The 25,518-nt window shown below is 70.1% G+C and carries 23 protein-coding genes and 5 pseudogenes; 11 read left to right on the top strand and 17 right to left on the bottom strand.

Going from position 1 to position 25,518, the window contains the following annotated elements; all coding sequences use genetic code 11:
• The 9 genes from cysD to ACFT7S_RS01150 form a co-directional block, all read right to left on the bottom strand.
• Entirely contained in the window at nucleotides 1–936 is a 936-nt protein-coding gene (gene cysD, locus ACFT7S_RS01190; protein ID WP_382725246.1) for a sulfate adenylyltransferase subunit CysD, read from the bottom strand.
• Nucleotides 933–1,502 (bottom strand): adenylyl-sulfate kinase, encoded by a 570-nt coding sequence (cysC, locus tag ACFT7S_RS01185; RefSeq protein ID WP_382725244.1) that lies wholly within the window; start codon nucleotides 1,500–1,502, stop codon nucleotides 933–935. Before cysC ends, cysD begins: the two co-directional genes overlap by 4 nt.
• On the bottom strand, nucleotides 1,502–2,218 hold the full coding sequence (locus ACFT7S_RS01180; protein WP_382725242.1) for a phosphoadenylyl-sulfate reductase: 717 nt from the start codon (nucleotides 2,216–2,218) through the stop codon (nucleotides 1,502–1,504). Before ACFT7S_RS01180 ends, cysC begins: the two co-directional genes overlap by 1 nt.
• Nucleotides 2,215–2,394, bottom strand: coding sequence for a hypothetical protein (locus ACFT7S_RS01175; protein ID WP_328906565.1), 180 nt, complete (start codon nucleotides 2,392–2,394; stop codon nucleotides 2,215–2,217). Before ACFT7S_RS01175 ends, ACFT7S_RS01180 begins: the two co-directional genes overlap by 4 nt.
• Nucleotides 2,391–4,088, bottom strand: coding sequence for a nitrite/sulfite reductase (locus ACFT7S_RS01170; protein ID WP_382725240.1), 1,698 nt, complete (start codon nucleotides 4,086–4,088; stop codon nucleotides 2,391–2,393). Before ACFT7S_RS01170 ends, ACFT7S_RS01175 begins: the two co-directional genes overlap by 4 nt.
• A gap of 114 nt (nucleotides 4,089–4,202) precedes the next feature.
• On the bottom strand, nucleotides 4,203–4,286 hold the full coding sequence (locus tag ACFT7S_RS01165; RefSeq protein WP_309486338.1) for a putative leader peptide: 84 nt from the start codon (nucleotides 4,284–4,286) through the stop codon (nucleotides 4,203–4,205).
• 119 nt (nucleotides 4,287–4,405) lie between these two features.
• A complete protein-coding gene (locus ACFT7S_RS01160; protein WP_382725238.1) occupies nucleotides 4,406–5,002 on the bottom strand; it encodes a GNAT family N-acetyltransferase in 597 nt (198 codons plus the stop codon).
• Between the two features lie 126 nt (nucleotides 5,003–5,128).
• Nucleotides 5,129–6,337, bottom strand: a complete 1,209-nt coding sequence (locus ACFT7S_RS01155; protein WP_382725236.1) for a GAF domain-containing protein — start codon at nucleotides 6,335–6,337, stop codon at nucleotides 5,129–5,131.
• A 320-nt stretch (nucleotides 6,338–6,657) separates the two neighbouring features.
• Nucleotides 6,658–8,295 carry an acyl-CoA dehydrogenase family protein gene (locus ACFT7S_RS01150; RefSeq protein WP_382725234.1) on the bottom strand — a complete coding sequence of 546 codons (1,638 nt, stop codon included), beginning with the start codon at nucleotides 8,293–8,295 and terminating at the stop codon, nucleotides 6,658–6,660.
• A 104-nt stretch (nucleotides 8,296–8,399) separates the two neighbouring features.
• On the opposite strand from ACFT7S_RS01150, the gene ACFT7S_RS01145 reads away from it, so the two are divergent.
• Nucleotides 8,400–9,458, top strand: coding sequence for a YihY/virulence factor BrkB family protein (locus tag ACFT7S_RS01145; RefSeq protein WP_382725232.1), 1,059 nt, complete (start codon nucleotides 8,400–8,402; stop codon nucleotides 9,456–9,458).
• Between the two features lie 13 nt (nucleotides 9,459–9,471).
• A complete protein-coding gene (locus tag ACFT7S_RS01140) occupies nucleotides 9,472–10,251 on the top strand; it encodes a helix-turn-helix domain-containing protein (RefSeq protein ID WP_382725230.1) in 780 nt (259 codons plus the stop codon).
• Here the strand turns inward: ACFT7S_RS01140 and ACFT7S_RS01135 are convergent.
• From ACFT7S_RS01135 to ACFT7S_RS01120, 4 genes are all read right to left on the bottom strand, one after another.
• Nucleotides 10,191–10,583, bottom strand: coding sequence for a VOC family protein (locus ACFT7S_RS01135; protein WP_382725229.1), 393 nt, complete (start codon nucleotides 10,581–10,583; stop codon nucleotides 10,191–10,193). The genes ACFT7S_RS01140 and ACFT7S_RS01135 overlap by 61 nt on opposite strands.
• Before the next feature lie 99 nt (nucleotides 10,584–10,682).
• Nucleotides 10,683–12,221, bottom strand: coding sequence for a 3-hydroxyacyl-CoA dehydrogenase (locus tag ACFT7S_RS01130; protein WP_382725227.1), 1,539 nt, complete (start codon nucleotides 12,219–12,221; stop codon nucleotides 10,683–10,685).
• 35 nt (nucleotides 12,222–12,256) lie between these two features.
• Nucleotides 12,257–13,036: a CoA-transferase subunit beta gene (locus tag ACFT7S_RS01125; RefSeq protein ID WP_382725888.1), complete on the bottom strand. Its 780-nt coding sequence runs from the start codon at nucleotides 13,034–13,036 to the stop codon at nucleotides 12,257–12,259.
• Between the two features lie 26 nt (nucleotides 13,037–13,062).
• On the bottom strand, nucleotides 13,063–13,980 hold the full coding sequence (locus ACFT7S_RS01120) for a CoA transferase subunit A (protein WP_382725885.1): 918 nt from the start codon (nucleotides 13,978–13,980) through the stop codon (nucleotides 13,063–13,065).
• Between the two features lie 189 nt (nucleotides 13,981–14,169).
• Here ACFT7S_RS01120 and ACFT7S_RS01115 point away from each other — a divergent pair, with 189 nt between their 5' ends.
• The 4 genes and pseudogenes from ACFT7S_RS01115 to ACFT7S_RS01100 form a co-directional block, all read left to right on the top strand.
• Nucleotides 14,170–15,072: a LysR substrate-binding domain-containing protein gene (locus ACFT7S_RS01115; RefSeq protein ID WP_382725225.1), complete on the top strand. Its 903-nt coding sequence runs from the start codon at nucleotides 14,170–14,172 to the stop codon at nucleotides 15,070–15,072.
• 157 nt (nucleotides 15,073–15,229) lie between these two features.
• Nucleotides 15,230–16,453 carry an acetyl-CoA C-acetyltransferase gene (locus tag ACFT7S_RS01110; RefSeq protein ID WP_382725223.1) on the top strand — a complete coding sequence of 408 codons (1,224 nt, stop codon included), beginning with the start codon at nucleotides 15,230–15,232 and terminating at the stop codon, nucleotides 16,451–16,453.
• A gap of 133 nt (nucleotides 16,454–16,586) precedes the next feature.
• A complete protein-coding gene (locus ACFT7S_RS01105) occupies nucleotides 16,587–17,924 on the top strand; it encodes an MFS transporter (protein ID WP_382725222.1) in 1,338 nt (445 codons plus the stop codon).
• 67 nt (nucleotides 17,925–17,991) lie between these two features.
• Nucleotides 17,992–18,084, top strand: a pseudogene (locus ACFT7S_RS01100) (MaoC family dehydratase); the annotation flags it as partial.
• Nucleotides 18,085–18,186: 102 nt separating this feature from the next.
• Here the strand turns inward: ACFT7S_RS01100 and ACFT7S_RS01095 are convergent.
• Nucleotides 18,187–18,759: pseudogene (locus tag ACFT7S_RS01095) on the bottom strand (MFS transporter); the annotation flags it as partial.
• Here ACFT7S_RS01095 and ACFT7S_RS01090 point away from each other — a divergent pair.
• A pseudogene (locus tag ACFT7S_RS01090) lies at nucleotides 18,744–19,163 on the top strand (FadR/GntR family transcriptional regulator); the annotation flags it as partial. The pseudogenes ACFT7S_RS01095 and ACFT7S_RS01090 sit on opposite strands and share 16 nt — an antisense overlap.
• Before the next feature lie 56 nt (nucleotides 19,164–19,219).
• On the opposite strand, the gene ACFT7S_RS01085 reads toward ACFT7S_RS01090, so the two are convergent.
• Both ACFT7S_RS01085 and ACFT7S_RS01080 read right to left on the bottom strand, forming a co-directional pair.
• Nucleotides 19,220–20,428: an FAD-dependent monooxygenase gene (locus ACFT7S_RS01085; protein ID WP_382725220.1), complete on the bottom strand. Its 1,209-nt coding sequence runs from the start codon at nucleotides 20,426–20,428 to the stop codon at nucleotides 19,220–19,222.
• Nucleotides 20,429–20,542: 114 nt separating this feature from the next.
• Nucleotides 20,543–21,250 (bottom strand): annotated as a pseudogene (locus ACFT7S_RS01080) (exo-alpha-sialidase); the annotation flags it as partial.
• A 160-nt stretch (nucleotides 21,251–21,410) separates the two neighbouring features.
• Between ACFT7S_RS01080 and ACFT7S_RS01075 the strand changes: the two are divergent.
• Together ACFT7S_RS01075 and ACFT7S_RS01070 are read left to right on the top strand one after the other, a co-directional pair.
• A pseudogene (locus ACFT7S_RS01075) lies at nucleotides 21,411–22,160 on the top strand (oligopeptide/dipeptide ABC transporter ATP-binding protein); the annotation flags it as partial.
• Nucleotides 22,157–23,098: a dihydrodipicolinate synthase family protein gene (locus tag ACFT7S_RS01070; protein ID WP_382725218.1), complete on the top strand. Its 942-nt coding sequence runs from the start codon at nucleotides 22,157–22,159 to the stop codon at nucleotides 23,096–23,098. The pseudogene ACFT7S_RS01075 and the gene ACFT7S_RS01070, both read left to right, overlap by 4 nt.
• A gap of 86 nt (nucleotides 23,099–23,184) precedes the next feature.
• Here the strand turns inward: ACFT7S_RS01070 and ACFT7S_RS01065 are convergent, their stop codons facing one another.
• A complete protein-coding gene (locus ACFT7S_RS01065) occupies nucleotides 23,185–23,979 on the bottom strand; it encodes a chaplin family protein (RefSeq protein ID WP_382725216.1) in 795 nt (264 codons plus the stop codon).
• 499 nt (nucleotides 23,980–24,478) lie between these two features.
• Between ACFT7S_RS01065 and ACFT7S_RS01060 the strand changes: the two genes are divergently transcribed.
• Both ACFT7S_RS01060 and ACFT7S_RS01055 read left to right on the top strand, forming a co-directional pair.
• Nucleotides 24,479–24,880 carry a rodlin gene (locus tag ACFT7S_RS01060; RefSeq protein ID WP_382725215.1) on the top strand — a complete coding sequence of 134 codons (402 nt, stop codon included), beginning with the start codon at nucleotides 24,479–24,481 and terminating at the stop codon, nucleotides 24,878–24,880.
• 231 nt (nucleotides 24,881–25,111) lie between these two features.
• On the top strand, nucleotides 25,112–25,345 hold the full coding sequence (locus ACFT7S_RS01055) for a chaplin (RefSeq protein WP_382725213.1): 234 nt from the start codon (nucleotides 25,112–25,114) through the stop codon (nucleotides 25,343–25,345).
• Nucleotides 25,346–25,518: the final 173 nt, after the last annotated feature.

Genomic DNA, 25,518 nt, shown 5'->3' with positions numbered 1-25,518 from the left:
TTAGAAGTACCCTTCGCGCTTGCGGTCTTCCATCGCGGCCTCGGACATCTTGTCGTCGGCGCGGGTCGCGCCCCGCTCGGTGAGACGGGAGGCGGCGATCTCGGTGATGACGGCGTCCAGGGTGGTGGCGTCGGAGTCGACGGCGCCGGTGCAGGACATGTCGCCGACGGTGCGGTAGCGCACGAGCCGGGTCTCGACGGTTTCGTGGTCCTTGGGGCCGCCCCAGTCGCCCGCGGTGAGCCACATGCCGGAGCGGTTGAAGACCTCGCGTTCGTGGGCGAAGTAGATCTCGGGGAGCTCGATGCCCTCGCGCTCGATGTACTGCCAGACGTCGAGTTCGGTCCAGTTGGAGATCGGGAAGACCCGGACGTGCTCACCGGGCGCGTGGCGGCCGTTGTAGAGCTGCCACAGCTCGGGGCGCTGACGGCGCGGGTCCCACTGCGAGAACTCGTCGCGCAGCGAGAAGACCCGCTCCTTGGCGCGCGCCTTCTCCTCGTCGCGGCGTCCGCCGCCGAACACGGCGTCGAAGCGGAGCTGCTGGATGGCCTCGGTCAGCGGCACGGTCTGGAGGGGGTTGCGGGTGCCGTCGGGGCGCTCGCGGAGCTTCCCGGCGTCGATGTACTCCTGTACGGAGGCGACGTGCAGCCGCAGCCCGTGCTTCTCGACGGTGCGGTCCCGGTACTCCAGGACCTCGGGGAAGTTGTGCCCGGTGTCGACGTGCAGCAGCGTGAACGGCACCGGCGCGGGTGCGAACGCCTTGAGCGCCAGGTGCAGCATCAGGATCGAGTCCTTGCCGCCGGAGAACAGGATCACCGGCCGCTCGAACTCACCCGCCACCTCGCGGAAGATGTGCACCGCCTCGGACTCCAGGGAGTCCAGGTGGCTGAGCGCGTAAGGATGGACGGTGCCTTCCGGCACAGTGGCGACGGTCGTCACGCCAGGCCCCTCTCGGTGAGCAGCGCGCGCAGCGCGCTTGCGGACTCCTGCACGGTCTGCTGGTGCGATTCGATCCGCAGGTCGGGCGACTCGGGCGCCTCGTAGGGGTCGTCGACCCCGGTGAGGCCACGGATCTCGCCCGCTGCCTGCTTGGCGTACAGACCCTTCACGTCACGCTCGGAACACACCTCGACAGGGGTGGCGACGTGCACCTCCACGTAGGCGGTGCCCTCGGTCCGGTGGCGCTTGCGGACGGCGTCGCGGCTGTCCGCGTACGGCGCGATGACCGGGACCAGCACCTTCACGCCGTTCGCCGCCAGCAGTTCGGCGACGAAGCCGATCCGCTGGACGTTGGTGTGGCGGTCCTCGCGGGAGAAGCCGAGCCCCGCGGAGAGGAACTCCCGGATCTCGTCACCGTCGAGCACCTCCACCTTGTGCCCGTCACCGCGCAGCCGGCCGGCCAGCTCGTACGCGATGGTCGTCTTGCCCGCGCTCGGCAGACCGGTCAGCCAGACGGTGGCCCCTGTCTCCGTCACGCTCATCGAAGTCTCCTGATCCGTTGTCATCAGCCGTGCAGTCCGCACTCGGTCTTGCCCCGCCCGGCCCACCGGCCGGCCCGTGCGTCCTCGCCCTCCAGCACCCGCCGGGTGCAGGGCGCGCAGCCCACGGAGGCATACCCGTCCATGAGCAACGGGTTGGTCAGTACGCCGTGTTCGGCGACATACGCGTCCACTTCGTCCTGCGTCCACGAGGCGATCGGCGAGATCTTGACCTTGCTGCGCTTCTCGTCCCAGCCGACCACCGGAGTGTTCGCCCGGGTCGGGGACTCGTCCCGCCGCAGTCCGGTCGCCCACGCCGTGTACGACGTCAGGCCGTCCTCGAGGGGCTTGACCTTCCGCAGTGCGCAGCAGAGGTCGGGGTCGCGGTCGTGCAACTTCGGCCCGTACGCGGCGTCCTGCTCGGCCACCGTCTGCCGGGGGGTGAGCGTGATGACGTTCACGTCCATCACCGCGTCCACCGCATCCCGGGTCCCGATGGTCTCCGGGAAGTGGTAGCCGGTATCGAGGAACACCACGTCCACTCCGGGGGCGACGCGCGAGGCGAGATGCGCGACCACCGCGTCCTCCATCGAGGACGTGACGCAGAACCGCGCCCCGAACGTGTCGGTCGCCCACTTCAGGATGTCGAGCGCGGAGGCGTTCTCCAGCTCGCGGCCCGCGCGCTCGGCCAGTTCTCTCAGAGCCTCGTCGGTGAGCTCGGCGGCATGCAGGGTGTCCGTCATATCCCGTCCCCTTCAACGTCGTTGCGCTTCAGGCCCTGGGACAGCAGTCCCAGGAACTTCAGCTGGAACGCGCGATTGCAGGAAGCACATTCCCAGGCGCCGTGCCCGGTCTCGTGCGGGCGCAGGTCCTCGTCGCCGCAGTACGGGCAGTAGAACGGCGCGGCTCGCTCGCTCATGACAGCGACTCCGCACTGGCCCGGGCGGCCCAGGTCGCGAAACGCTCGTCGGCCTCGCGCTCCTCCTGGAAGCGGCCGAGCACGCGCTCGACATAGTCGGGCAGTTCGGCCGAAGTGACCTTGAGACCACGGACCTTGCGGCCGAAACCGGCCTCCAGGCCCAGGGCGCCGCCGAGGTGCACCTGGTAGCCCTCGACCTGGTTGCCCTCCTCGTCGAGCATGAGCTGGCCCTTGAGGCCGATGTCGGCCGTCTGGATACGGGCGCAGGCGTTCGGGCAGCCGTTGATGTTGATCGTCAGCGGCTCCTCGAACTCCGGCATGCGGCGCTCCAGTTCGTCGATGAGTGCGGCGCCGCGCGCCTTCGTCTCGACGATCGCCAGCTTGCAGAACTCGATGCCGGTGCAGGCCATCGTGCCGCGCCGGAACGGCGACGGCTTCACCTGGAAGTCGAGCGCCTCCAGGCCGGAGACCAGCGAGTCGAGCTGGTCCTGTTCCACATCGAGGATGATCATCTTCTGCTCGACGGTGGTACGGAGCCGGTCCGAGCCGTGCGCGGCCGCGAGGTCGGCGATCTTGGCCAGGGTGGAGCCGTCCACGCGTCCGACGCGCGGGGCGAAGCCGACGTAGAACCGGCCGTCCTGCTGCTGGTGGACACCGATGTGGTCGCGCCAGCGGGAGGAGGACTGCGCGGGGGCGGGGCCGTCCAGCAGCGGGCGCTTGAGGTACTCGTCCTCCAGCACCTGGCGGAACTTGGCGGGACCCCAGTCGGCCATCAGGAACTTCAGGCGGGCGCGGGTCCGCAGCCGGCGGTAGCCGTAGTCGCGGAAGATGCCGACGACTCCGGCCCAGACGTCCGGGACCTCGTCGAGCGGCACCCAGGTGCCGAGCCGCTCCGCGAGCCTAGGGTTGGTCGAGAGTCCGCCGCCGACCCAGACGTCGAAACCGGGGCCGTGCTCGGGGTGGTCGACGCCGACGAACGCGATGTCGTTGATCTCGTGGACCACGTCCTGCACGGGCGAGCCGGAGATGGCGGTCTTGAACTTGCGGGGCAGGTTCGAGAACTCGGGGCTGCCGATGTAGCGGTCGTGGATCTCGTCGACCGCAGGTGTGCCGTCGATGATCTCGTCGGCGGCGATACCCGCCACCGGGGAACCGATGATCACGCGGGGGCAGTCACCGCACGCCTCGGTGGTGGAGAGCCCGACGGCCTCCAGCTTCTCCCAGATCGCCGGAACGTCCTCGATGCGGATCCAGTGCAGCTGGATGTTCTGCCGGTCGGTGATGTCGGCGGTACCCCGCGCGTACTCCTGCGAGATCTCACCGATGACCCGCAGCTGTGCGGTGGTCAGCCGGCCGCCGTCGATGCGGACACGGAGCATGAAGAAGCGGTCGTCCAGCTCCTCCGGCTCCAGGATCGCGGTCTTGCCGCCGTCGATGCCGGGCTTGCGCTGGGTGTACAGGCCCCACCAGCGCATGCGTCCACGGAGGTCGTTGGGATCGATCGAGTCGAAGCCGCGCTTGGAGTAGATCGTCTCAATGCGTGTCCGCACATTGAGACTGTCGTCGTCCTTCTTGAACTGCTCGTTCCCGTTGAGCGGGGTGAAGTGCCCCATCGCCCACTGGCCCTCGCCACGGTGGCGTCCGGCCTTGCGGCGTGGCGCGGTGGTCGCAGGCTGTTCCGGGGTGGCGGCCATGACAATACGTCCTTCGGGACTGCGGGAGGGCGGCTCTGAACTGCACACTCGCGCGGAGGCGCGGCGGTGCGCTGGGTCAGCAGAGGTAAAGGAAAACCGGCGGTGCTGGGTGTCTCAGCTCGCCGGACAGATGGCGCTGGACATGCGGCCGAGGTCGACGTGCCGCCGACTCACCAAGGCAATTCCAGTTCCAGACATGACGGAAGCGTGTCACGCGCAGTTCCGGGCAGTCCACCACGATCCACGATGTGGACGAGATGGTCTCGAAGAGTGAGACGCTGTGTCGTCCGTCACTCCCGAAGAGCCGACAAGTCGACTCAGATGGTGTGTGCGCCGGGCCAGGGGCCGGGTGTCTCCACCTCGGCCTCCTGCTCGATCCGGGTGTCGAAGAGCCGGAAACCCCGGCGCAGGTAGTTGTCCATCGCGTGCGGACCGTCCTTGGAGCAGGTGTGGAGCCAGACCCGCTTCGTCGGCGTCCGCTCCGGCCAGCGCTCGGCCAGGTCCCAGGCTCGCGCCACACCCACCGAGAGGAGGTGCCCGCCGATGCGTCGTCCCTGGAAGGCCGGAATCAGTCCGAAGTACATGATCTCCACGGCGCCGTCGTCCTGCGGGTCGAGCTCCACGTATCCGGCCGGGGTGCCGTTCTCGTACGCCACCCAGGTCTCGGCGCCGGGCCGGTTCAGGGCCTCCTGCCACTGCGCGTACGACATCCCCAGCCGGTCGGTCCACTGGATGTCGCCGCCGACCGCCGTATAGAGGAACCGGCTGAACTCCGGCAGCGGCTTCTCGGAACGCACGACCCGCACATCGCCCCCGGGAGCGGCGGAGGCTCGCAGGTCGGCGGGCGAGGTCTGCTCCAGGGACCAGATGGTCACCGCGGTGGTGGCAGTGTCGGGGCGCGATGGGGTGCTCATACGGCCAGGGAATCATGCCGTTCGATTTCGGCCAAGGCGGGTCCGGGTCCTGGTCATGGTCCTGGTCATGGTCCTGGGCCGGTTACGGGGCGGCCGCACGGGTCCGTACGCCTCCGGGCCCTACTCCTACAGGCTTGCGGAGCCGCGCGCCCCGACCACTACCGGCGCCTTCGAGTGCGGCAGCAGGTCGGCCGGGTCCTCCGGGTGGACCACCTCCACCTCCACCCCCTCGCCGAAGCGGTACGGGCGGTGGGCGAGCACTTCCGCGAGATGGCGCCGCAGCCGCGAGATCTCGGCCCGGACGGTCACCGTCCTGGTCGCGTCCCCGAAAATGTCCTGCGCCAGCTCCGCCGCCGTACGCCCCTCCGGGTGCAGTGCCAGCGCGTACAGCAGCTCCGCGTGGCGTGGCGAGAGCCGCTGGGTCCAGGTGCCCACCGGGTTGATCACATGGATCGCCAGTCCCCGGGCCCTGCTCAGATCCAGGACCACCCGGCGCGGCGGGCCGTCGAGGCTCGCGTCGGCCACCTGCACCAGCCAGCCGCCCGGCAGCGGCTCCACCCGGCACATGCCCAGGGACGGCAGCCACACCCGGCCCGCCCGTAAGGATTTCGGCAGGGGCAGCCGGTCCACCGGCGGCATGCCCGTGACCGCGGCCAGCCAGCCGTGCTTGTCGACCGCCAGCGCCCGGCCGCCCACCCTGCAGAGGATCGGCGCGGCCACCGACCGCAGTCGCTCGATCGAGACCAGGTGCCGCATCCGCAGCTCGCCCTCGGCGAGTCTGGCCACCGAGTCGACCAGCGCCAGCGTGGCCGGATGGAAGGTGCGGGCCGGCCCGCTGATGTCCAGGATGCCCACTAATCTGCCGTCCCGGGGGTCGCGTACGGGAGCGGCGGCGCAGGTCCAGTTGTGCAGCGAGCGCACGAAGTGCTCGGAGGAGTGCACCTGGATCGGCTTGCGCGTGGCGAGCGTCGTGCCGATGGCGTTGGTGCCCGTGGTCGTCTCCGACCACTCGGCTCCCTCCTCCAGGCAGATTCCGTCGGCCTGGCGCAGCACCATCGCATGTCCCTGGCGCCACAGCACCCGGCCGTCCACATCGGTGACCACCATGATCTGCTGCGAGGCGTCGGCGATGGAGGCGAGACCGTTGCGCAGCAGCGGCATCACTTCACCGACCGTGGAGGCGTTGCGCCGGTGCTCGATCTCGTTCGATCCCAGCAGCTCGCTCTCGGTCGACTGGTCAGGGTCGATGCCGCTGCGCGCCACCCGGTCCCACGAGGCGTCGATCTCCGCACGCGGGACGCCCCCACGCGACTGCCGGGCGCGGCTGGTCCCCATCACTTGTTCCCCCTCATTGTTCTTCCCCTTGTTCCGGCTGCGGGGTGGGGGCCCGCGGACCGGCCGTAGATGGTCGGGCAGGTCCCATCCTGCCGCTGTCCGGCGTCGCGTGTCATCAACGCTTGCAACCCTTTGCAACTCTGGTCAGCGGGTACAGGTCCGGACGAGAGTGACGGAACACCGCACCGCGGGGCCTGTGTCCCGTGGTCAGGTGCTGCACAAGCATGGAGGGTGGTGCCGTGTCGGCGCAGCACCACCCTCCGTCGCTTTTCCCCGGACCCGGCTCCCGGACCCGGACCCCCGGGCCCCCGGGCCCCGGCCTACCGGTCGTAGGCCCGTGCGCGCTCCACCACCGAGGCCAGATCGAGCTGGTGCGGCAGCGTCCCGAAGGCCGACCCCCAGTCCCCGCCCAGCCGTGACGCGCAGAACGCGTCGGCGACCTCCGGCGGCGCCCAGCGGATCAGCAGCGAACCCTGGAGCACCAGCGCCATCCGCTCGACGAGCCGCCTGGCCCGCGCCTCCACCGCTTCCAGGTCCGCCAGTTCGGTGAGTAGATCCTTGATCGCCCCGTCGAGGCGGTGATCGGCGCCCCGTGCCGCACCGATCTCCTGAAGGAACGCGTCGAGCGCCTGCGGTTCGCGCTGCAACGCCCGCAGTACGTCCAGCGCCTGTACGTTCCCCGAGCCCTCCCAGATCGAGTTGAGCGGCGCCTCGCGGAACAGGCGCGGCATGCCCGACTCCTCCACGTACCCGTTGCCGCCGAGGCATTCCAGTGCCTCGCCCACCACTGCTGTGCACCGCTTCGTCACCCAGTACTTGGCGGTGGGCACGGCGATCCGAAGGAACGCCCGCTCCTGCGGCGTATCGGCGTCGTACGCGGCGGCCAGCCGCAGCGCGAGCGTCGTCGCCGCCTCCGACTCCAGCGCCAGGTCGGCCAGTACGTTGCGCATCAGTGGCTTCTCGATCAGCAGGCCGCCGAACGCGCTGCGGTACGCCGTGTGATGGATCGCCTGCGCCACCGCCTGCCGCATCAGTGCGGCCGAACCGACCACGCAGTCCAGCCGGGTGGCCGCCACCATCTCGATGATGGTGCGCACCCCGCGTCCTTCCTCGCCGACCCGGCGTGCCCACGTCCCGTCGAACTCGACCTCGCTGGACGCATTGGACCTATTGCCCAGTTTGTCCTTGAGGCGCTGGATGGCGAACACATTTCGGGTGCCGTCCGGCAGCACCCGCGGCAGGAGGAAGCAGGTCAGCCCCCCGGGAGCCTGTGCGAGCACCAGGAAGCCGTCGGACATCGGCGCCGAACAGAACCACTTGTGGCCGGTGAGCAGATACTCCCCGTCCCCGGCCAGCGGTTCGGCCCGCGTCGTGTTGGACCGCACGTCGGTGCCGCCCTGCTTCTCGGTCATGCCCATCCCGAAGAGCACACCGGCCTTCTGCAACGGGGGCCGCAGACCCTCCTCGTACGCCTTCGACGTCAGCAGCGGCTCCCACTCGGCGGCCAGCGCCGGGTCCGTCCGCAGGGCCGGCACCGCCGCGTGGGTCATCGACAGCGGACAGCCGTGGCCCGCCTCGCTCTGCGTCCACACCAGGAATCCGGCCGCGCGCCGGACATGACCGCCGGGCCTGCCCCAGGCGTCGGTCAGGCCGGCCGACACCGCGTGGCCCAGCAGCCGGTGCCAGGACGGATGGAAGTCCACCTCGTCGATGCGGTTGCCGTACCGGTCGTGCGTACGCAGTTTCGGCGGGTTCTCGTTCGCCTGTGCACCCCACTCCTGCGCATGGGCGGAACCGGCGGACCGGCCGAGCGTGCCGAGCTCATTGCGCACCGAGGGAAGGAGGTCCGGCGCGACATGCCGCTCGACCGCCTCGGTGAGGGCGAGATCGGCATGGAAGACGTCATAGCCGACCAGCGGCGGAACCTGGTTGGTCACTGTGTGGGTGGTGGCTGCCATACAGCTACGGTAAGGAGGTGCAGGCAGCAAATGAAACACCCGAGCGGCCATCGGGTCGGCTCCACCGGGCTCGAGTTCTCTACCGCAACGTATCCAAGCGGCAGATGGCATGGCAGTTGCTCAAGGACACCGTCAACTCGTGCATCGAGTACCGCATCCTCGGCCTCGCGGCAGAGGCGGCGTTCTTCACCCTTTTGTCGCTTCCGCCGCTGCTGCTCGGTCTCATCGGGCTGCTCGGATACGTCGACGAGTGGACGACCACCACCACGGTCGCCTCCATCGAGCGGAACATCCTCAACGCGGCGCAGACAGTCCTCTCCCAGCGGGGCGTCAACGACTTCGCCAAGCCGCTGCTGGACGACGTGACGACGGGTGCCCGTCCCGACGTCATCTCCATCGGCTTCGCGATCGCCCTCTGGTCCGGCTCACGGGCGGTGAACGTCTTCATCGACACGATCACCGTCATGTACGGACTCGACGGGGAGCGGGGCATCGTCAAGACCCGGCTGCTCGCCTTCCTGCTGTACATCATCGCGCTGCTGCTCGGCGCGGTGGTGCTGCCCCTGCTCGTGGTCGGCCCCGACCGGGTCGTGGAGTTCGTGCCCTGGGGCACGGAAGTCATAGCGGTCCTGTACTGGCCGCTGGTCATCCTGCTGACCATCGCGTTCCTCACGACGCTCTATCACGTGTCGGTGCCGGTCCGTTCGCCGTGGATCGAGGACGTGCCGGGTGCGCTGGTAGCCCTCGGTATGTGGGTGGTCGGCAGTTTCCTGTTGCGGATCTACCTCACCAGTACGGTCGAAGGCCCCACGATCTACGGCTCGTTGGCCGCCCCCATCGCTGTCCTGTTGTGGATCGGTATCTCCGCTTTCGCGGTACTGGTCGGTGCCGCGGTCAACGCGGCCATCGACCGGGTGTGGCCCTCGCTCGCTACCTCCGCGGCCCGTGCGGCCAACGAGCGGGCCCGGGCGGCGCAGGCAGCCGAGTTCGTGGCCCGCACCTGGTCCGCCGTCGGCGTCGGACAGTCGGACGACGAGGACGAGGAGGACGACGTGTACATGCCGTCCGAGTTCCCGGAACGGTGGTCGCGGTTCCTGCCGCCGGACGACGTGAAGTCCCGGCTGCACGGACCCCGCGACAAGGAGACGAAGCCAGGCCCGTAGGGAGTGGTCCCGGATGTACGAGGAGTGGGCGTCGCGCATCGACGGCGCGGTCGTCTGGACGGTGAACCGGCAGGGCGGCCCCACCCCGCCGGTCCTCCCCGACGGGTGCATGGACCTGCTCTGGGCCGGTGGCAGGCTCAGGGTCGCGGGACCCGACACCCACGCGTTCCGGGTGCCCGCCGAGTACGGCGGGCCGTGCACCGGTATCCGGTTCGCCCCCGGGACCGCGCCCACGTTCTTCGGCGTGCCGGCGTACGAACTGCGGGACCGGCGGGTCGCCCTCGACGACCTCTGGCCCGCCGCCCACGTCCGCCGGCTCACCGAGCGGATCGACGCGGCGGCCGACCCCGCCGCTGCGCTGGAGCGCCTGGCCCTGCGCAGGGCGGCCGACGCAGGACCGCCCGACCCGCTCACGGTCTCCGTCGCCGCACAGCTGCGGCAGGGCAGAACCGTCGCCGACACGGCCAGGGCCGCCGGCCTGGGCGCCCGCCAGCTGCACCGCCGCTCCCTGGCCGCGTTCGGCTACGGGCCCAAAACGCTGGCCAGGGTCCTGAGACTGCAACGCGCGCTGAGCCTCGTACGGTCCGGAATGCCGTACGCCGAGGCCGCGTACGGCGTGGGCTGCACCGACCAGGCGCACCTGGCCCGCGAGATGCGGGACCTGGCCGGTACGACGCTCAGCGACTATCTGCGGGATACGGGTTACCGGGATTCGGGTTACGGGGATTCGGGCTACGAGGCGTTGGCGAAGAGCGACACCGCGCTGCCGTCCGGGTCGAGCACCACCGCGTAACGCTGCCCCCACACCGCGTCCCACGGCTTGAGGCGGCCCTCGTAGCCGGCGCCGGTCAGATCGCCGTACACGGCGTCCACCTCCGCCGGACTGTCACAGAGGAAGGCGAGCCCGAGACGTTCCCCGCCGGCCGTTCCGGCCCAGTCGGGATCGAAGGAGCGGACGACGTCCTCGGTGTCCCACAGCAGCCGCATTCCGCCCGGCAGTGTCACTTCGACATGCGGAGCGGATTCGGCACCGGCGGGGATGTCGAGTCCGAGCCTGCGGTAGAAGGCGAGCGATGCGCGCAGGTCCGCTGTGGTGATGCTGATCGCGTCGAGTCGTGGAGTCATGCACCGAACCTAGGCCGGAGTTACCCCATGGTCTTGTACGAAACGGTCATGGCGCGCCGAACGCCCGGGAGGGTGCATCCCCGGGCGCCCGGCGCACCATCACGCGCAGTCGGCGGGGGAGACGCCCGGGTCCGTCAGCGCGAGGCCGAGCTGTGCGCGTTCGGTGACCCAGCGGGTCGGGCGGTGGCGGGGCTCGCCCGTCGAGGCGTGCAGGGCCCGGTGCAGCTCCAGCATCCGCCCGGCGCCGACGCGCTCGCCCCAGGCCAGCGGGCCTGCGGGGTACCCGAGCCCGGCCGTGACGGCCAGATCGATATCGGCGGGCGTGGCGAGGGAGCGCTCCGCGATCGACGCGGCGACGGAGACGACGGAGGCGAGCAGCCGCTGCGCGACCGACCCCGCCGTGTCCCGGACCACCGACACGGCCCAGGGCTCCTCGCCGTCCGCCGCCCGGGCGAGCACCGCACGGGCGTCCCGCGCGGCGGCCGGGTCCGCGGCGGGCGTCACGGCAAGCACCCGGCGCCGGCCCGCCGCGGGCAGCGGGTCCACGCCGAACGTACGGTCGGCGGGCAGCCCCTGCGCGGCGACGGCGGCGGCCACCGTGGTGCCCCACACCGGGACGAGCACGACGGCGTCCGCGGCGGCCACCGGGCCGGTCGCCACGTGTGCGCCCGCCGCAGCCAGCTCGGCGCGCAGCCGGGCCGCCTCCGGGTCCGATGCCTCGCCCACGACGTACACCGGGCGGTCCGCGTCGCCCGTGACCGGCGGCTCGGCGGCCGGGGCGGGCACCTCGGGGCCGTACGCGAACCAGCCCTGCCCGGTCTTGCGGCCGTGCAGACCCGCCGTGACCCGATTCGGGGTGAGGTAGGAGGGCCGGAGGCGGTCCTCGTAACGGAAGCCCTGCCAGATCGAGTCGATCACCGCGGCCGTCACGTCGAGGCCGGTGAGGTCCATCAGCTCGAACGGGCCCATCCGCAGCCCCAGCACCTCGCGGGCGATCCGGTCGATGCCCGCCGGATCGGAGACCGACTCCTCCAGCAGCGCCAGCGCCTCGGTCACCAGCCCGCGCCCCGCGTGGTTGACCAGGAAGCCGGGGGTGTCGGCGACCGTGACCGCACGGTGCCCGCAGCTCTCCACCAGCGCGGTGAGGGCCGGCGGGATCTCCGGGCGGGTGGCCGCGCCCGGCACCACCTCGACGATCTTCATCAGCGGCACCGGGTTGAAGAAGTGCAGCCCCGCCAGGCGCGTCGGGTCCTGGAGCGTCGCCGCGATCCCGGTGACCGACAGGGACGAGGTGTTCGTCGCGAACACGGCCGAGGCAGGCAGCGCCCGCTCCAGCCTGCCGAAGACCTCGGCCTTGGTCGCCGGATCCTCCCGTACGGCCTCGATGACGAGGTCCACATCGGGGCCCTCCGCCCACGGGTCGTCGAGCGGCACGAGACGTCCGACGGTGGCCGCGCACTCCTCGGCGGACAGCCGGCCCTTCTGCACGGCGCGCTCCAGCATGCCCGTCACGAACTCCAGAGCGTCCTTCACCGCTTCGGTGCGTACGTCGCACAGCTCGACGGTGTGTCCTGCGGTCGCCGCCCACTGGGCGATGCCGCGGCCCATGGCTCCGGCGCCGACGATCCTGATCCGCATGGCAGTTCCGGTCCTTTCGGTAGGTCAGTTTCGGCTCAGCGAAGATAGACGCGTTCTGGGTCGACATCGTCGCGCAGCAGGCGCAGCTCGTCGGCGGTCGGGGGTTCGATCGTGGTGACCGTATCGGCGACCTGGAGATCCCAGCCGGTCGCGGCCCTGACCTGGTCGACCGTGACGCCCGGCTGGACGGCGACCAGCCGCAGCTCGTGGCCGATGCCCTCACGGGCCAGGATGCCGAGTTCGGTGATGACCCGGGTGACGCCGACACCGAGCGGCCGGATGCCTTCGGCGAGGGCCCGGTCGGGGCCCGGGGTCGTGCAGAAGTCCAGTGGATCGGTGAAGGAACGCGGAGTGTGGCGGCGCATCACCACGAACACCTCGCGCGCGTTGGCCATCACCTCGACACCGCCACCGGACCCCGGCAGCCGCACCGAAGGGCTCTCCCAGTCGCCGATGACGGAGGTGTTGAGATTGCCCCAGCGGTCGATCTGGGCGGCCCCGAGGAAACCGACGTCGATGTGCCCGCCCTGGAGGACGCAGCCGAACAGCGTCGGCATGGAGATCACCGCCTCGGCCCCCGTGATCAGGACGGCGTCCGCGATCGTCTCCGGCAGGTGCGAGGGGTGCGCGCCGCATACCCCCGACTCGTACACCACCTCGATCTCCGGGGCGACCGTCAGATGCGCCAGCTCGGTGGCGAGCGTCGGCAGCCCGATGCCCGCGAACACCGTCCGGCGCGCGACGAGTTCGCGGGACGCCACGACGGACAGCAGTTCCGACGAGGTGACGGACGAATCCTGCGCGGTGAGGGTCATGACCAGCTCCTTCTCGTATGCCGTGCTCACAGCCGCCGTCCGTAGTTCACCGGCTCGCTCAGCGCCTCGCCGACGGCAAGCCCCGCCCAGAACTCCTCGCCCAGCTTCGCCACGTACTCCGCGTGGTCGGCCGTCCCGCGCACCCACTCGTCCAGCCACGCCTGGATACGGTCGGGGTCCTGGCTGATCTGCGACCAGGCCCGGTAGAACGCGTTGTCGCGGTCGTAGTACCCCTGCGCGAAGGAGGGGTGCGCGCCGCGCGGGCAGACGACGACGGCGTGGACCGCGTGGGCGGGGACGAGCGTACGGTTCGGATCCGAGCGGATCACCTCGTCGTCGACGAGTTCCTCGACCACGACGATCGCCTTCTTCGCCGCGTACACCGCCTCCGCCTGAATGCCGGTCAGGCCCCACATCTGGGTGTTGCCCATGCGGTCGGCGCGCTGCGCGTGGATGATCGTCACATCGGGGTTGACCGGCGGCACGACATAGATCTGCTCCGGTTCGCCGTCCGGCCCCGGATAGGGCGAAGTGACCTTGCGCAGATCGCTGTTGACGCTCGGCAGATCACTGCCGCCGTACGAGCGCAGCGGATAGAACGGCAGCCGTTGGGAGCCGGCGAGATAGCGGCAGATCATCCCGTAGTGGCTGTACTCCTCATAGGCGAGCGGCTCCGGATCGGCGCTCTCGATGCGGCGCCGCAGATTGCCGAGCGATCCGGCGGACGAGTTGCCGACGAAGGAGGAGACCAGCCGGGAGACACACCCTGCCGCGAGCATCTGGTCCACCACGATGTCGGCGGTCATCCGGACGACGGTGAGGTCCTTGCGGCCCTGGCGGATGATCTCGTGTCCCGCGGCGGTCGGGATGAGATGGGTGAAGCCTTCGAGGCAGACGGTGTCCCCGTCATGGACGAAGGCGGCGACCGCCGCCTTCATCGTCATGACCTTGTCGGTCCTGTCCGACCCGTCCGACCTGTCCGGCCTGTCTGTCCTGTCCACGGTGCTCCTCAGGCGTACGCATGCGGGTGGCCCCACCGTGTCAGCGGCCATTGATTGCTGTCCAATACCAAATTAGGGTCGCATCCAGACCGCTGGTTAATGAATGCCGGCCGGGCAGGAGTGAGGTGTGACATGGAACTGCGACATCTGACCGCGTTCGTCGCCGTGGCCGAGGAGCTGCACTTCGGCCGGGCCGCCAAGCGGCTCCAGATGGCCCAGCCCCCGCTGAGCCAGCAGATCCGCCAGCTGGAGAAGCAGCTCGGTGTGCAGCTCTTCGTACGCAACACCCGCTCCGTGCGCCTGACCAGTGCGGGCGAGTCGTTCCTCGAACCGGTACGCACCGTGCTCGACGATCTCGACACGGCGGTACGGGCGGCCAAGGCCGCCGGACGCGGTGAGTACGGGCGGGTCACCATCGGATTCGCCGGAGCCTCCAGCCACGAGACGCTGCCGCAGCTGACCCGCGCCGTGCGCGCCGCGCACCCCGGCCTGGAGCTCGTCATGACGGGCCAGACGTACGCCAACGTCGCCCTGTCCCGGGTCGCCGACGGCTCGCTCGACCTCGGCTTCGTCCGGCTGCCGGTGACACAGCCGGGCGTGAGCCACCGGGTCATCGACGAGGAGGAGCTGATCTGCGCACTGCCCTCCGACCACCGGCTCGCTCAACTGGACAGCGTCCCGCTGGCGGTGCTCGCCGAGGAGCCGTTCGTCTCCTTCCCCGCCAACACCGGATCGACCGTGCGGGACGCCATGGTCGAAGCCTGCGAGGCCGCCGGGTTCAACCCGCGTGTGGTCCAGGAGGCCCCCGACTCGTACACGATCCTGGCACTGGTCGCCGCCGGGGTCGGCGTCACCCTGACGGTCACCTCCTGTCAGCACATCCAGCAGAACGGCCTGGTCTACCGGCCTCTCGCCGGACCGCCCATCCGGCGCCAGGCGGCCCTGGCCTGGCGCCAGGACAACCCGTCCGCCGCGCTCCGTGCGGTGCTCGCGGTCGCGGAGGAGGCACTGCCGACTCCCGTCCCGGCGGAGTGAGACACTCCCTTCCCTCCCGATTGAGACGCACCACGTCTTGAATCAGGGGGAATTCAATATTGGACCGAATCAGTCACCTGATGCGAGGGTCGGCCCACACCTTCACACCGCACGCCACCCGGCCCGTCCCCCCGGCCACCCTCCGAAAGGTCACGCCGTGCCCGACCAGCTCGATGTCGTCATCTGCGAACCCCTGCGCACCCCCATCGGCCGCTTCGGCGGAGCGTTCGCACAGCAGACGCCGGCCTCGCTCGCCGCGCGCGTCATCGCCGAGGTAGTCGCCCGCACCGGCGTCGACCCCGCCCGGGTCGACGAAGTGATCCTCGGGCACGCCTATCCCTCGTCCGACGCGCCTGCCATCGGCCGGGTCGCCGCCCTCGACGCCGGACTGCCCGTCTCCGTCACCGGCGCGCAGATCGACCGGCGCTGCGGCTCAGGACTCCAGGCCGTCCTCGACGCGGCGATGCAGATCCGGGCCGGCTTCAGTGACGTCGTGATCGCGGGTGGCGTCGACGTGATGAGCGCCGCCCCCTACTACACGCACGACGGACGCTGGGGCATCAAGGGCCCCGGCCTCCAGCTCCACGACTCCCTGGCCCGCGGCCGGGTCACGGCGGGCGGTGTCAACCACCCGGTCCCCGGCGGCATGATCGAGACGGCGGAGAACCTCCGCCGTGAGTACGCGATCAGCCGCGCCGATCAGGACGCGCTGGCCCTGCGCTCGCAGCAGCGCGCCGCCCGCGCCGTGGCGGAGGGCCGCTACGACGCGGAGACCGTCCCCGTCACCGTACGGACCCGCAAGGGCGAGACGGTCGTCACCGCCGACGAGCACCCCCGCCCGGACACCACCGCCGAGCAACTCGCCGCGCTGCGCCCCATCATGGGGAAGACCGACCCGGAGGCCACCGTCACCGCGGGCAACGCCAGTGGCCAGAACGACGCGGCGGCCGCCTGCCTGGTGACCAGCGCCGCCACCGCCGAGCGGCTCGGTCTCACCCCGCTCGTACGCCTCGTCTCCTTCGCCCGCGCCGGAGTCCCGGCCGCGACCATGGGCATCGGCCCCGTCCCGGCCACCCACGCCGCACTCGGCCGCGCCGGGCTGACCCTCGCCGACCTCGACCTGATCGAACTCAACGAGGCGTTCGCCGCCCAAGTGCTCGCGTGCACACGCGAGTTGGGCCTCGGTGGCAAGGACCACGAGCGGATCAACGTCAACGGCTCCGGAGTCTCCCTCGGCCACCCCGTAGGTGCCACAGGAGCCCGCATCCTCGCCACCCTGACCCGCGAGATGCACCGCCGCGAAGCGCGCTACGGGCTGGAGACCATGTGCATCGGCGGCGGCCAGGGCCTCGCCGCGATCTTCGAACGCATCGCCGCCTGACCCCACTTCACCCCCTCCGCCCCTTCACCTCCCCTCACCCCTCCCCGGCATTCCCCGGCGAACCCGCGTCTCGGGCGACGCTGCTTCGCCATGCCCCCATCCGCTGGATCAACGACGTTCATCGGGAGCCACCATGAGTGCGTCCACCGCGCGAGAGCGCACAAGAGCCGCCAACCGCGCAGGATTCGGAGCCTTCATCGGCTCGACCATCGAGTGGTTCGACTTCTACATCTACGGGACCGCGGCCGCCCTCGTCTTCGACAAGGTCTTCTTCCCCGAACTCGAAGGCTCGATCGGCACCCTGGTCGCCTTCGCGACCTTCTGGGTCGGCTTCCTCGCCCGCCCCATCGGCGGCATCATCTTCGGTCACTACGGCGACCGCCTCGGCCGCAAGAAGACCCTCGTCATCACGCTCCTGATAATGGGCATCTCCACCACCGCGATCGGCCTGCTGCCCGGTTACGCCTCCATCGGCATCGCCGCACCGATCCTGCTGGTCGCCATCCGCATGATCCAGGGGATCGGCCTCGGTGGCGAATGGGGCGGCTCGGTCCTCATCGCCTCCGAGCACGCCCCGAAGGGCAAGTCCGTGCTGTACGGGGCATTCGCCCAGCAGGGCTCGCCCGTCGGCAACACCCTCTCCACCCTGAGCTTCCTGGCCATCAGCCAGCTGCCCGACGAGGCATTCGTCTCCTGGGGCTGGCGGGTGCCCTTCCTCGCCTCCGCCGCACTCGTCATCGTGGGTCTCCTCGTACGCCTCAAGGTCTCCGAGTCCCCGGCGATGGCGAACATCATCGAGAAGAAGAAGGTCGTCAAGCTCCCGCTGACCGAGGTCCTGCGCACCCAGCCCATGCTGATCGCCCTCGGCATCGGCGCCTGCACCATCGGCCTGTCGGCGACGTACTTCAAGTCCACGTTCGCGCTGTCCTGGGCCACGAGTTCACTCGGCTTCGACCGCAGCTCGTTCCTGACGATCATCCTGGTCGCCAACATCACCCAGATCATCGTCCAGCCCTTCGGTGCGGTGATGGCCACCCGGATGAAGAGCTGGTCCCGGGCCGTGACCGTGATGCTGCTGCCCGAACTGATCCTGATGCCGCTGATGTTCATCCTCATCAGCACCGAGAACTACGGCCTCGCGATGCTCGGCGTCGCCGTCGCCACCATCCCGCACTGCCTCTACTACGCGGCGCTCGCCGGCATCCTCGCCAGCCGCTTCCCGGCACACCTGCGCTACACCGGTATCTCGCTCTGCTACCAGCTCTGCGGCACGCTGCTCGGCGGCACGACCCCGATCATCGGCCAGTTTCTGCTGAACCGCACCGGATCGATCACCGCCGTCATCGCGTACGCGGTCTTCCAGGTGGTCCTGACCCTGGGCTGCATGCTGCTCCTGCTCAAGCGCCCCAACCACGACGAGCAGGCCGCGGAGCCGGTCTCCGCACGCCCCACCGTCCCCGCCACCGCCTGACCGAACGGAGGAGAACTGTGCCACCGACCCCGCTGACCGTGAACGGCATCGACTGGAAGGAGCATGGGGCGGCGTACAGATGACCCGGGCGTTCACCTTCGAACTGGAGGGCTCGCAGAAGCCGGTGTGCGTGGCGGAATCACTCACGCATTTCTACCCGCAGCACATCAAGCCCGTCCGGCGATTGAGGACAAGGCGGCCGCCCGACGCCCCGGGCACCCACACTCCGCTCCCTGATCCGGCCTGATCCAAACGAAAGGCCCTAACCCACCCGCTCCGACCACAACGGCACCGCCAGGTGATCCCGCTCCGCGTCCGGATCCGTCAGCCGGTTCAGCCGCGCCGGCACATCGAACCCGACCAGCAGCGCCACGATCACCGTGCCGGCGAACGTCAGCACCGCCAGCGCCTGCCCCAGCTCCATCCCGGAGGCGAGATGGGCGCCGAGAACCGGTGCGACGGCACCGCCCAGCGCTCCCACGTTGTACGTGAAGCCGAGAGCCGCACCGCGGTTCGCGGTCGGGAAGTGCCCGCCGATATAGCGCGGCAGCAGCCCCGAGATCCCGAAGCTGGTCGCCTGCAGCAGGAACAGCAGGCAGCCGAGCAACAGGAGACTGTCACGCACGGCGAAGACCGGATAGATGAAGGCGAGCGAGGCCAGCAGAGTCAGCGCGTATGCCTTCTTCGCCCCGATCCAGTCGCCCAGGAAGCCTGCCGACCAGCAACCGATCATGGTCCCGAAGCCCGCGAAGTAGAGGACATCGGTGACCTGGTCGGTGGTGTAACCCAGTTCCGTCTTCAGGTAGGTGGGAAGCAGCGCCTGGATGGGCCACGCTGATGAAGGTGCGGGAGGCCCTGGAAGCGGGCCTGGTCGGCGCCGTCACACTCGGCATACCCGCGGCGGACCTGGCAGTGCTGCGCGGGTTGGTTGCGCAGATGGAGTGTGAGGCCCACACCGGCACCGTCGCGCGCGCCACCGACCGCGCCTTCCACCTCGCCCTCTACGCCTCGCTCGACAACCATCTGCTCAGCGAGGTGCTCGACGCGTTCTGGGCGGCCATGGACCGGGTACGGGAAGACCTCGACGACGGACATCAGGACCCCGCGGTCACCTGCGCCCAGCACCACGAGATCGTCGAGGCACTGGCGGCGACGGACGGCGACCGCGCGGTACGAGCGATGCGCACCCACTTCAACGGCATCCACCAGAGACTCATATCGGGCCCGTCCGGCGATTGAGGACAAAAGCGGCCGAAGGTCGCGTGCCCCACCGTCCACCCACCCGGGGTGCTCGACTACCGGAGGTCACCGAAGAGGTAACTCGTGGCACCGTCCAGCACGGCGCGGCTCCACGCGTCCAGCTCGACCGGCCCCATGGTGTGCCACTCCGGCGTCCTCTCCACCTGGGCACGCCCCAACCGGCGCCCCAGCTCCACGAGTTGCGCACCGGCGGCGGTCCGCTCGTCCGCGTACCGCCGCAGCGCGTCGGCCGTCGACGCGGACCCGCGCAGCGCCCGCTCCAGGCAGAGTGCGTCCTGAAGCGCCTTGACCGCGCCGCTCGCGGTGTGCGGCCGGGTGATGGCGGCCGCGTCCCCGGCGAGGAGGAAGGGCGGGTGCGCGGACCGGGGCACCTGGAAGTCGGTGACCGGGTGGCACACCAGGGAGACATGCTCGCCGCGGGCGACGATGTCGGCCCACTCGGCGGGAAAGTGCTCCTCGGCGAGTGTCCGCACGTATCCGGCCACCGGCTCGTCCTGGCCGTCGGCGGCCGGAGCGGGCGGGTACCCGTAAATGGCGTAGGCGAGCAGCCGGTCTCCGGGCACTCCACCCGCCCCGGCCGCCTTCGGGGCCCCCGGGATCAGGTAGAAGACACCGTGTCCGCGCGGGAACGTCACCGTGACCCAGGCGCTCCGCAGGAGCTCCAGCTGGTCGTGACGACCGTTGAGCGCGCTCAGCGGGACGGTACCGCGCCACACCACGTACCCGGCGGGCGTGGGCCGCAGCCCCGGTGCGAGCAGGTCCCGGGTGAGCGACTGATGGCCGTCCGCGCCGACCACGATGTCGTACGTCTCCGCCCCGGCCGCCGTACGGATCAGAGCGCGCCCGGCGGAGTCCCGCTCGACGGAGGTGACCGGCAGCCCACGGTGGTAGCGGACGTCACCGGTACGCGAGCGCAGCGAACGCCACAGCATGCCCCAGTTGCAGGGCACCACGGCGCTCGGCTGCCGCCCGAACTCGCGGCCCGAGCGCCCGCCCGGCGGCCGGGTGATCCAGACGCGCGTACCGACCGGGGCCGTCTCCATCGCGGTGTCCAGATATCCGGCCGCGAGGAGTTCCTGATGCAGGGCCGGCGGGATGACGATGCCGAGCCCGCGGTCCTGCAACTCGCCGTTGCTGCGTTCGTAGACGGTGACGTCCGCTCCGGCCCGGGAACCCGCGATCGCCATCGCGCAGCCCGCGATGCTGCCGCCGACCACGCCCATCCGTAAGCCTGTTACTGCCACGCCGATACCGCCTGTTCCGCTCGCCGGGAGGTGTTGGACGCCCTCATGGTCGCAGCCCGAGCACGTCGCCGAGCACGTCCTGAGCACCTCCCGGCGAGCCGTCGGGCAGTCGGGTTACGGAGTGACGGTCACTGTCGTGCTCCCCGAGGCCTGCTTCCCGTCCGCCCGGTACGTCGCGGTGAGCGTGGCGTTCCCGGAGGCGCGTGCGGCAACCGATACCGGGACCTTGATGTTCGCTCCCTCGCCCGGGTTGAGCGCGGGGATCGTCACCTGCCGCGTCGTCCAGCCGGAGGGCACGGTCAGATCGATCGTGCCCTGACTGCGGCGCACGTCCATCCGGTTGACGACCCGTACGGTCACCTCCGCGTCCGCGGCTGCCTTCAGCGTCGCGGGCGGGGTGATCGTGATGTCCGCACAGGTGCCGCCGAGCCACTTCAGGTCGAACGAGGTGTACGTGATGTGCTGGTAGTCGGCGCGCTCGTAGAGCAGCCCGACCCGCCCGTCCGGCAGCCGGGTCAGCGTCGAGTAGGCCGCGGAGCCCGGGTCGACGACCTTCCTGATCGGCCAGGTCTTCCCTTTGTCGCAGGACATCTTCACGGTGAGGTTGCGTCGTGCGGCGGAATCCTCGGTGTTGCTGAACAGCAGCCACGACGACTGCGGGTGAGACGCCGGGACTTCGAGGTTGTAGCGCATGACCGAGGCGTTGTTCGCCGGGTCGACGAGCTGGGTGTCCTGAACGAACGGCGTGTAGTTGACGCCGCCGTCGGTGGAGTACGCGATCGTGCGGTAGGGCCTGGACCGGTTGTTGAGCATGATCCGGCCAAGACATCGGGGCCGAGCCCGGACGTCGCGATGTCATTCGTATCGATCATGATCGAGACGACCTGGGGCGAGAAGGCGGTGACCCGCTGCCCGAACTGGCCGACGAGTTCGGCGCTCGTGGCGCCGCTCACTCCGGTGTCGATCACGAAATCGCGGTTCTGCTCAGCGCCGCGACGAGTTCGGCTCCGCCGTCGGCGTCGTTTTCCAGGACCCGTCCACCGCCCTCAACCCACGGCTCACCGTCCGCCGCATCCTCCGCGACCCGCTGGACGTGCACGGACGCGGCACCCGGGCATCGCGCGAGGCCCGCGTCGAGGAGGTCCTCGACCTGGTCGGACTGCCCGGCCACACCCTGGAGGCCCTGCCCGGACAGCTCTCCGGCGGCCGGCGCCAACGCGTGGCCATCGCCCGCGCGCTGTGCCTCGAACCGGAACTGATCGTCGCCGACGAACCGACCTCCGCGCTCGACGTCTCCGTACGCGCCCAGGTCCTCAACCTTCTCGTGGACCTGCGCGAACGCCTGGGCCTCGGCATGGTGTTCATCTCGCACGACATCCAGACCGTGCGCTACCTCGCCGACCGCATCGCCGTGCTCTACCTCGGCCGCAACGTCGAGGAGGGACGGGCGGCCGATGTCGCGGACGCTCCCGTGCACCCGTACACCGAGGCCCTGCTCTCGGCGACCCCCAGCCTGCTGGAGACCACCGAGCGGATCGTGCTCACCGGCCCCGTGCCCTCGGCCACCAACCCGCCGTCCGGCTGCCCGTTCCGTACGCGCTGCTGGAAGGCGGACGACATCTGCGCGACGGCCTTCCCCGCCGCGACGTACGGCCCCGGCGAACACCGCTGGCACTGCGTCCACCCCCGAACTCCCGTACCCCGCCTGCCATCCGCGAGGAGCACCGCATGACCGCCCGAACCGCCCGCTACACGGGAGTGATCCCGCCCGTCGTCACGCCCCTCACCGCGGACGGCGAGCTCGACCGCCCGTCCCTGGAACGGGTCGTCGGCCTTCTGCTCGACGGCGGCGTCAGCGGCCTGTTCGCCCTCGGCAGCTCCGGCGAGACCGCCTATCTGACGCCCGGACAGCAGGACGAGGTCATCAAGGTCGTCACGGCCGCCGCGGCCGGCCAGGTCCCCGTCCTCGTCGGAGCGATCGAGACCACGACCAACCGCGCGATCGAGCGTGCCCGCGCCGCGGCCGGTCTCGGCGCCGACGCCGTCGTCGTCACCGCCCCCTTCTATACGCGCACGCACGACAGTGAGATCGACCGGCACTTCCGGGACGTCGCCGCCGCCGTCGACCTGCCGCTCCTCGCGTACGACGTGCCGGTCTGCGTACACAGCAAGCTCACCCCGGAACTGCTGCTGCCGCTGGCCGCCGACGGCGTCCTGGCCGGAGTGAAGGACTCCAGCGGCGACGACGGTTCGTTCCGTCGCCTGGTCATCGGCGCCCGCGAACTCCCGGACTTCTCCGTGCTCACCGGCCACGAGCTGGTCGTCGACGCGATGATGCTCGCCGGCGCCGACGGCTCCGTCCCGGGCCTCGGCAATGTCGACCCGCATGGCTACGTCCGGCTGCACGAGGCGGCGGTACGCGGAGACTGGGCCACGGCCTGCTCCGAACAGGACCGGCTCGTCCAGCTCTTCGGCATCGTCACCGCGGCCCGCCCCGGCACGGTGTCCGCCACCGCGGCGGGACTCGGTGCGTTCAAGACGGCCCTGATGCTGCGATCCGTCATCACCACGAATGTGATGAGCCCGCCGATGCGCCGCCTGGACGCGGAGGAGACAGCGAGGATCGCCACTCATCTCATCCGCGCGGGCCTCGGCGGGCAGGGCGACTGACGGCACCGCACGCGGGAAGCGGAAAGGGCCGACCGGACAGCATCAGCTGTCCGGCCGGCCCTTCCTCCGCTCCGGCGTCCTCGGGCTCAGCCCTGCGAGCCGCGGGCGCGGCGCAGCAGTACCGCGCCGCCGAGCATCAGTACGGCACTGGCACCGGCAGCCAGGCCGAGTCCGGCCGAGCCGGTCTCGGCGAGCTGGGAACCGGCACCGTGCGGGCCGTGGTCGACGAGGGACTGCTCGGCCGACGGCGAGGAGGCAGGGGACTCGTTGGCCGACGGATCCACCGGCGGCTCCACCGACGGACCCACGGGCGGCTCCACCGACGGACCCACGGGCGGCTCCACCGACGGACCCACGGGCGGCTCCACCGACGGATCCACCGGCGGCTCCACCGGCGGCTGGTAGACCGGGGGCACCTCCACCGGCGGGTTGTCGCTGGGGGTGGGCGGCTCCTCCGTCGGGGGCTGGAGGTCCGGGCCGTTGACGTTGGCGCAGTTGTTGCCGGCGGCTGGGTTCAGCGCGCCGACGACATCGACGCTGTTGCCGCAGGCGTTGACCGGCACGTGCACGGGGGCCTGGATCAGGTTGCCCGACAGCACACCGGGGGAGTTGGTGGCCGCACCCTCGGCGGAAGCGCCGCTCTGGGAGGCGCCGTCGCCGGAGTCGACGTTCGCGCACGTGTTGCCGAACGCGGGATTCAGCAGGGCGATCACGTCGACCGTGTTTCCGCAGACGTTGACCGGGACGTGCACCGGCACCTGCACGGCGTTGCCCGAACCGACACCCGGGGAACCGACAGCGGAGCCATCGGCCGAAGCGTCGGCATGTGCATAACCGCCGGCCGCGGACAGAATGCCCGAAGCCGCCGCCATGACGATCATGCTCTTATTCAAAACCTGCCGCATTACTTGTCCTTTCCTAGGACATTCCACAGGACATTCCGTGTGGGCGATCCAACTGCATGCTGGATGACACTCATAACGAATGGGGGATGCGGGGGAAACTTGAAGACGCGTGGAAATTACGTAACCACCCGGACGGATGACGTACGCGCGTTCGGTCCTGCAGGGGAATGCGTGGACGCCGGGATTCAACTTTCCCCTGCGCGCTGGACATTGATCACGGAACGGGCCACATGCCGACCCACGGCCGGCGGGCTCCTGGGCATCTCGACTCGCGTTCGGGCGCAGCCGTTTCAGCGCCATGGCCGCATTTTCTTCACGAACAGCAGGCGTACGAACGTGCGCCCGAATGGCTGTGGGGCGACCGGGCCGGCTCGGTGGAGCCTTGGCATTCGGGTGAATGCGCAGAACCAAACGTGCCGCCGTGGGTTGGGCAGGGCGCTCCGGCACGGGGCAATCGGTGCGAGAAGGGTTAATCGTGATCAAGAAGGTTCTGGCTACGGGTGCCGTCGCCGCCTCCGTCCTCGGTCTCTCGGCTACGCAGGCCATGGCGATCGGCGACGACGGAGGAACGACCTCGGTCAACGGCGACGGCGCCTCGCAGGCGTTCGGCAACGCCGAGACGCACGGTGACTGGAGCCCCCAGTTCGGTCTGGTCCAGGGCTCGCTCAACAAGCCGTGTGTCGGTCTGCCGCTGAAGGGCAACGCCGGCTCGCTCATCGGCTTCATCCCGATCTCGGTACAGGACGTCAACGTACTGTCCTCCCCGCAGAACCAGCAGTGCACCGAGAACTCCACCCAGGCGAAGGGCGACGAGGCTCTGGCGCACATCCTGGACGGCATCCCGGTCCTCTCCGGGAACGGCACCGACAACAGCTGACCCGGCCGCCGCACCGCAGGCCCGGGCCGCCCGCTTTCCTCCTCCGAGCGGCCCGGGCCTGCTGCTGTGCCAATCGGGGGGTTTTCCGAGAATCTGCTCAGAATTGAGTTTCGATCTCGGCCGCAGGTCGTTACGAATTACAGCTTCGGAGTTACGGGCGATGCAGGACAGCGCTCGTGCGGCACGAAAGACGTGGCCGCTCCGGACTCCGCTGCAAGAAAGGGACGAAAAGTGAAGTACACCAAGATTGCCGCCGTTGCCGCCGGAACTCTCATGGCGATGGGCGCCGCTGCGCCGGCCATGGCCGACTCCGGTGCCGAGGCCAGCGCCGCGGACTCCGCGGGCGTTCTGTCCGGCAACGTCTTGCAGGTTCCGGTCCACATTCCGGTCAACGCCTGCGGCAACACCGCGGACATCATCGGTCTGCTAAACCCGGCCTTCGGCGGCACCTGCGACACCTTCTGAACGGTGGCAGGTTGAGCTGACCGCTCGCCACCGGTGGGCCCCGGATCGCACACGCGACCCGGGGCCCATTCCGTTTTCCCGATTCCGTCATGAATCCCCCGAGCGGACCGAGAAATCCGACGGCACACAGTTGCCGGTTGGCGACGTGATCGTTACTCCTTATGGAAGCGGCA

Source organism: Streptomyces sp. NPDC057136 (assembly GCF_042670885.1).
Lineage (GTDB): Bacteria > Actinomycetota > Actinomycetes > Streptomycetales > Streptomycetaceae > Streptomyces.
This window is presented reverse-complemented; position numbering and strand designations above follow the sequence as displayed.

Coding starts and splice junctions, on each gene's coding strand:
- cysC (WP_382725244.1), bottom strand. CDS start 1,502: ATGACAACGGATCAGGAGACTTCGATGAGCGTGACGGAGACAGGGGCC.
- ACFT7S_RS01180 (WP_382725242.1), bottom strand. CDS start 2,218: ATGACGGACACCCTGCATGCCGCCGAGCTCACCGACGAGGCTCTGAGA.
- ACFT7S_RS01175 (WP_328906565.1), bottom strand. CDS start 2,394: ATGAGCGAGCGAGCCGCGCCGTTCTACTGCCCGTACTGCGGCGACGAG.
- ACFT7S_RS01170 (WP_382725240.1), bottom strand. CDS start 4,088: ATGGCCGCCACCCCGGAACAGCCTGCGACCACCGCGCCACGCCGCAAG.
- ACFT7S_RS01165 (WP_309486338.1), bottom strand. CDS start 4,286: ATGTCTGGAACTGGAATTGCCTTGGTGAGTCGGCGGCACGTCGACCTC.
- ACFT7S_RS01160 (WP_382725238.1), bottom strand. CDS start 5,002: ATGAGCACCCCATCGCGCCCCGACACTGCCACCACCGCGGTGACCATC.
- ACFT7S_RS01155 (WP_382725236.1), bottom strand. CDS start 6,337: ATGGGGACCAGCCGCGCCCGGCAGTCGCGTGGGGGCGTCCCGCGTGCG.
- ACFT7S_RS01150 (WP_382725234.1), bottom strand. CDS start 8,295: ATGGCAGCCACCACCCACACAGTGACCAACCAGGTTCCGCCGCTGGTC.
- ACFT7S_RS01145 (WP_382725232.1), top strand. CDS start 8,400: ATGGCATGGCAGTTGCTCAAGGACACCGTCAACTCGTGCATCGAGTAC.
- ACFT7S_RS01140 (WP_382725230.1), top strand. CDS start 9,472: ATGTACGAGGAGTGGGCGTCGCGCATCGACGGCGCGGTCGTCTGGACG.
- ACFT7S_RS01135 (WP_382725229.1), bottom strand. CDS start 10,583: ATGACTCCACGACTCGACGCGATCAGCATCACCACAGCGGACCTGCGC.
- ACFT7S_RS01130 (WP_382725227.1), bottom strand. CDS start 12,221: ATGCGGATCAGGATCGTCGGCGCCGGAGCCATGGGCCGCGGCATCGCC.
- ACFT7S_RS01125 (WP_382725888.1), bottom strand. CDS start 13,036: ATGACCCTCACCGCGCAGGATTCGTCCGTCACCTCGTCGGAACTGCTG.
- ACFT7S_RS01120 (WP_382725885.1), bottom strand. CDS start 13,980: ATGACGATGAAGGCGGCGGTCGCCGCCTTCGTCCATGACGGGGACACC.
- ACFT7S_RS01115 (WP_382725225.1), top strand. CDS start 14,170: ATGGAACTGCGACATCTGACCGCGTTCGTCGCCGTGGCCGAGGAGCTG.
- ACFT7S_RS01105 (WP_382725222.1), top strand. CDS start 16,587: ATGAGTGCGTCCACCGCGCGAGAGCGCACAAGAGCCGCCAACCGCGCA.
- ACFT7S_RS01070 (WP_382725218.1), top strand. CDS start 22,157: ATGACCGCCCGAACCGCCCGCTACACGGGAGTGATCCCGCCCGTCGTC.
- ACFT7S_RS01065 (WP_382725216.1), bottom strand. CDS start 23,979: ATGATCGTCATGGCGGCGGCTTCGGGCATTCTGTCCGCGGCCGGCGGT.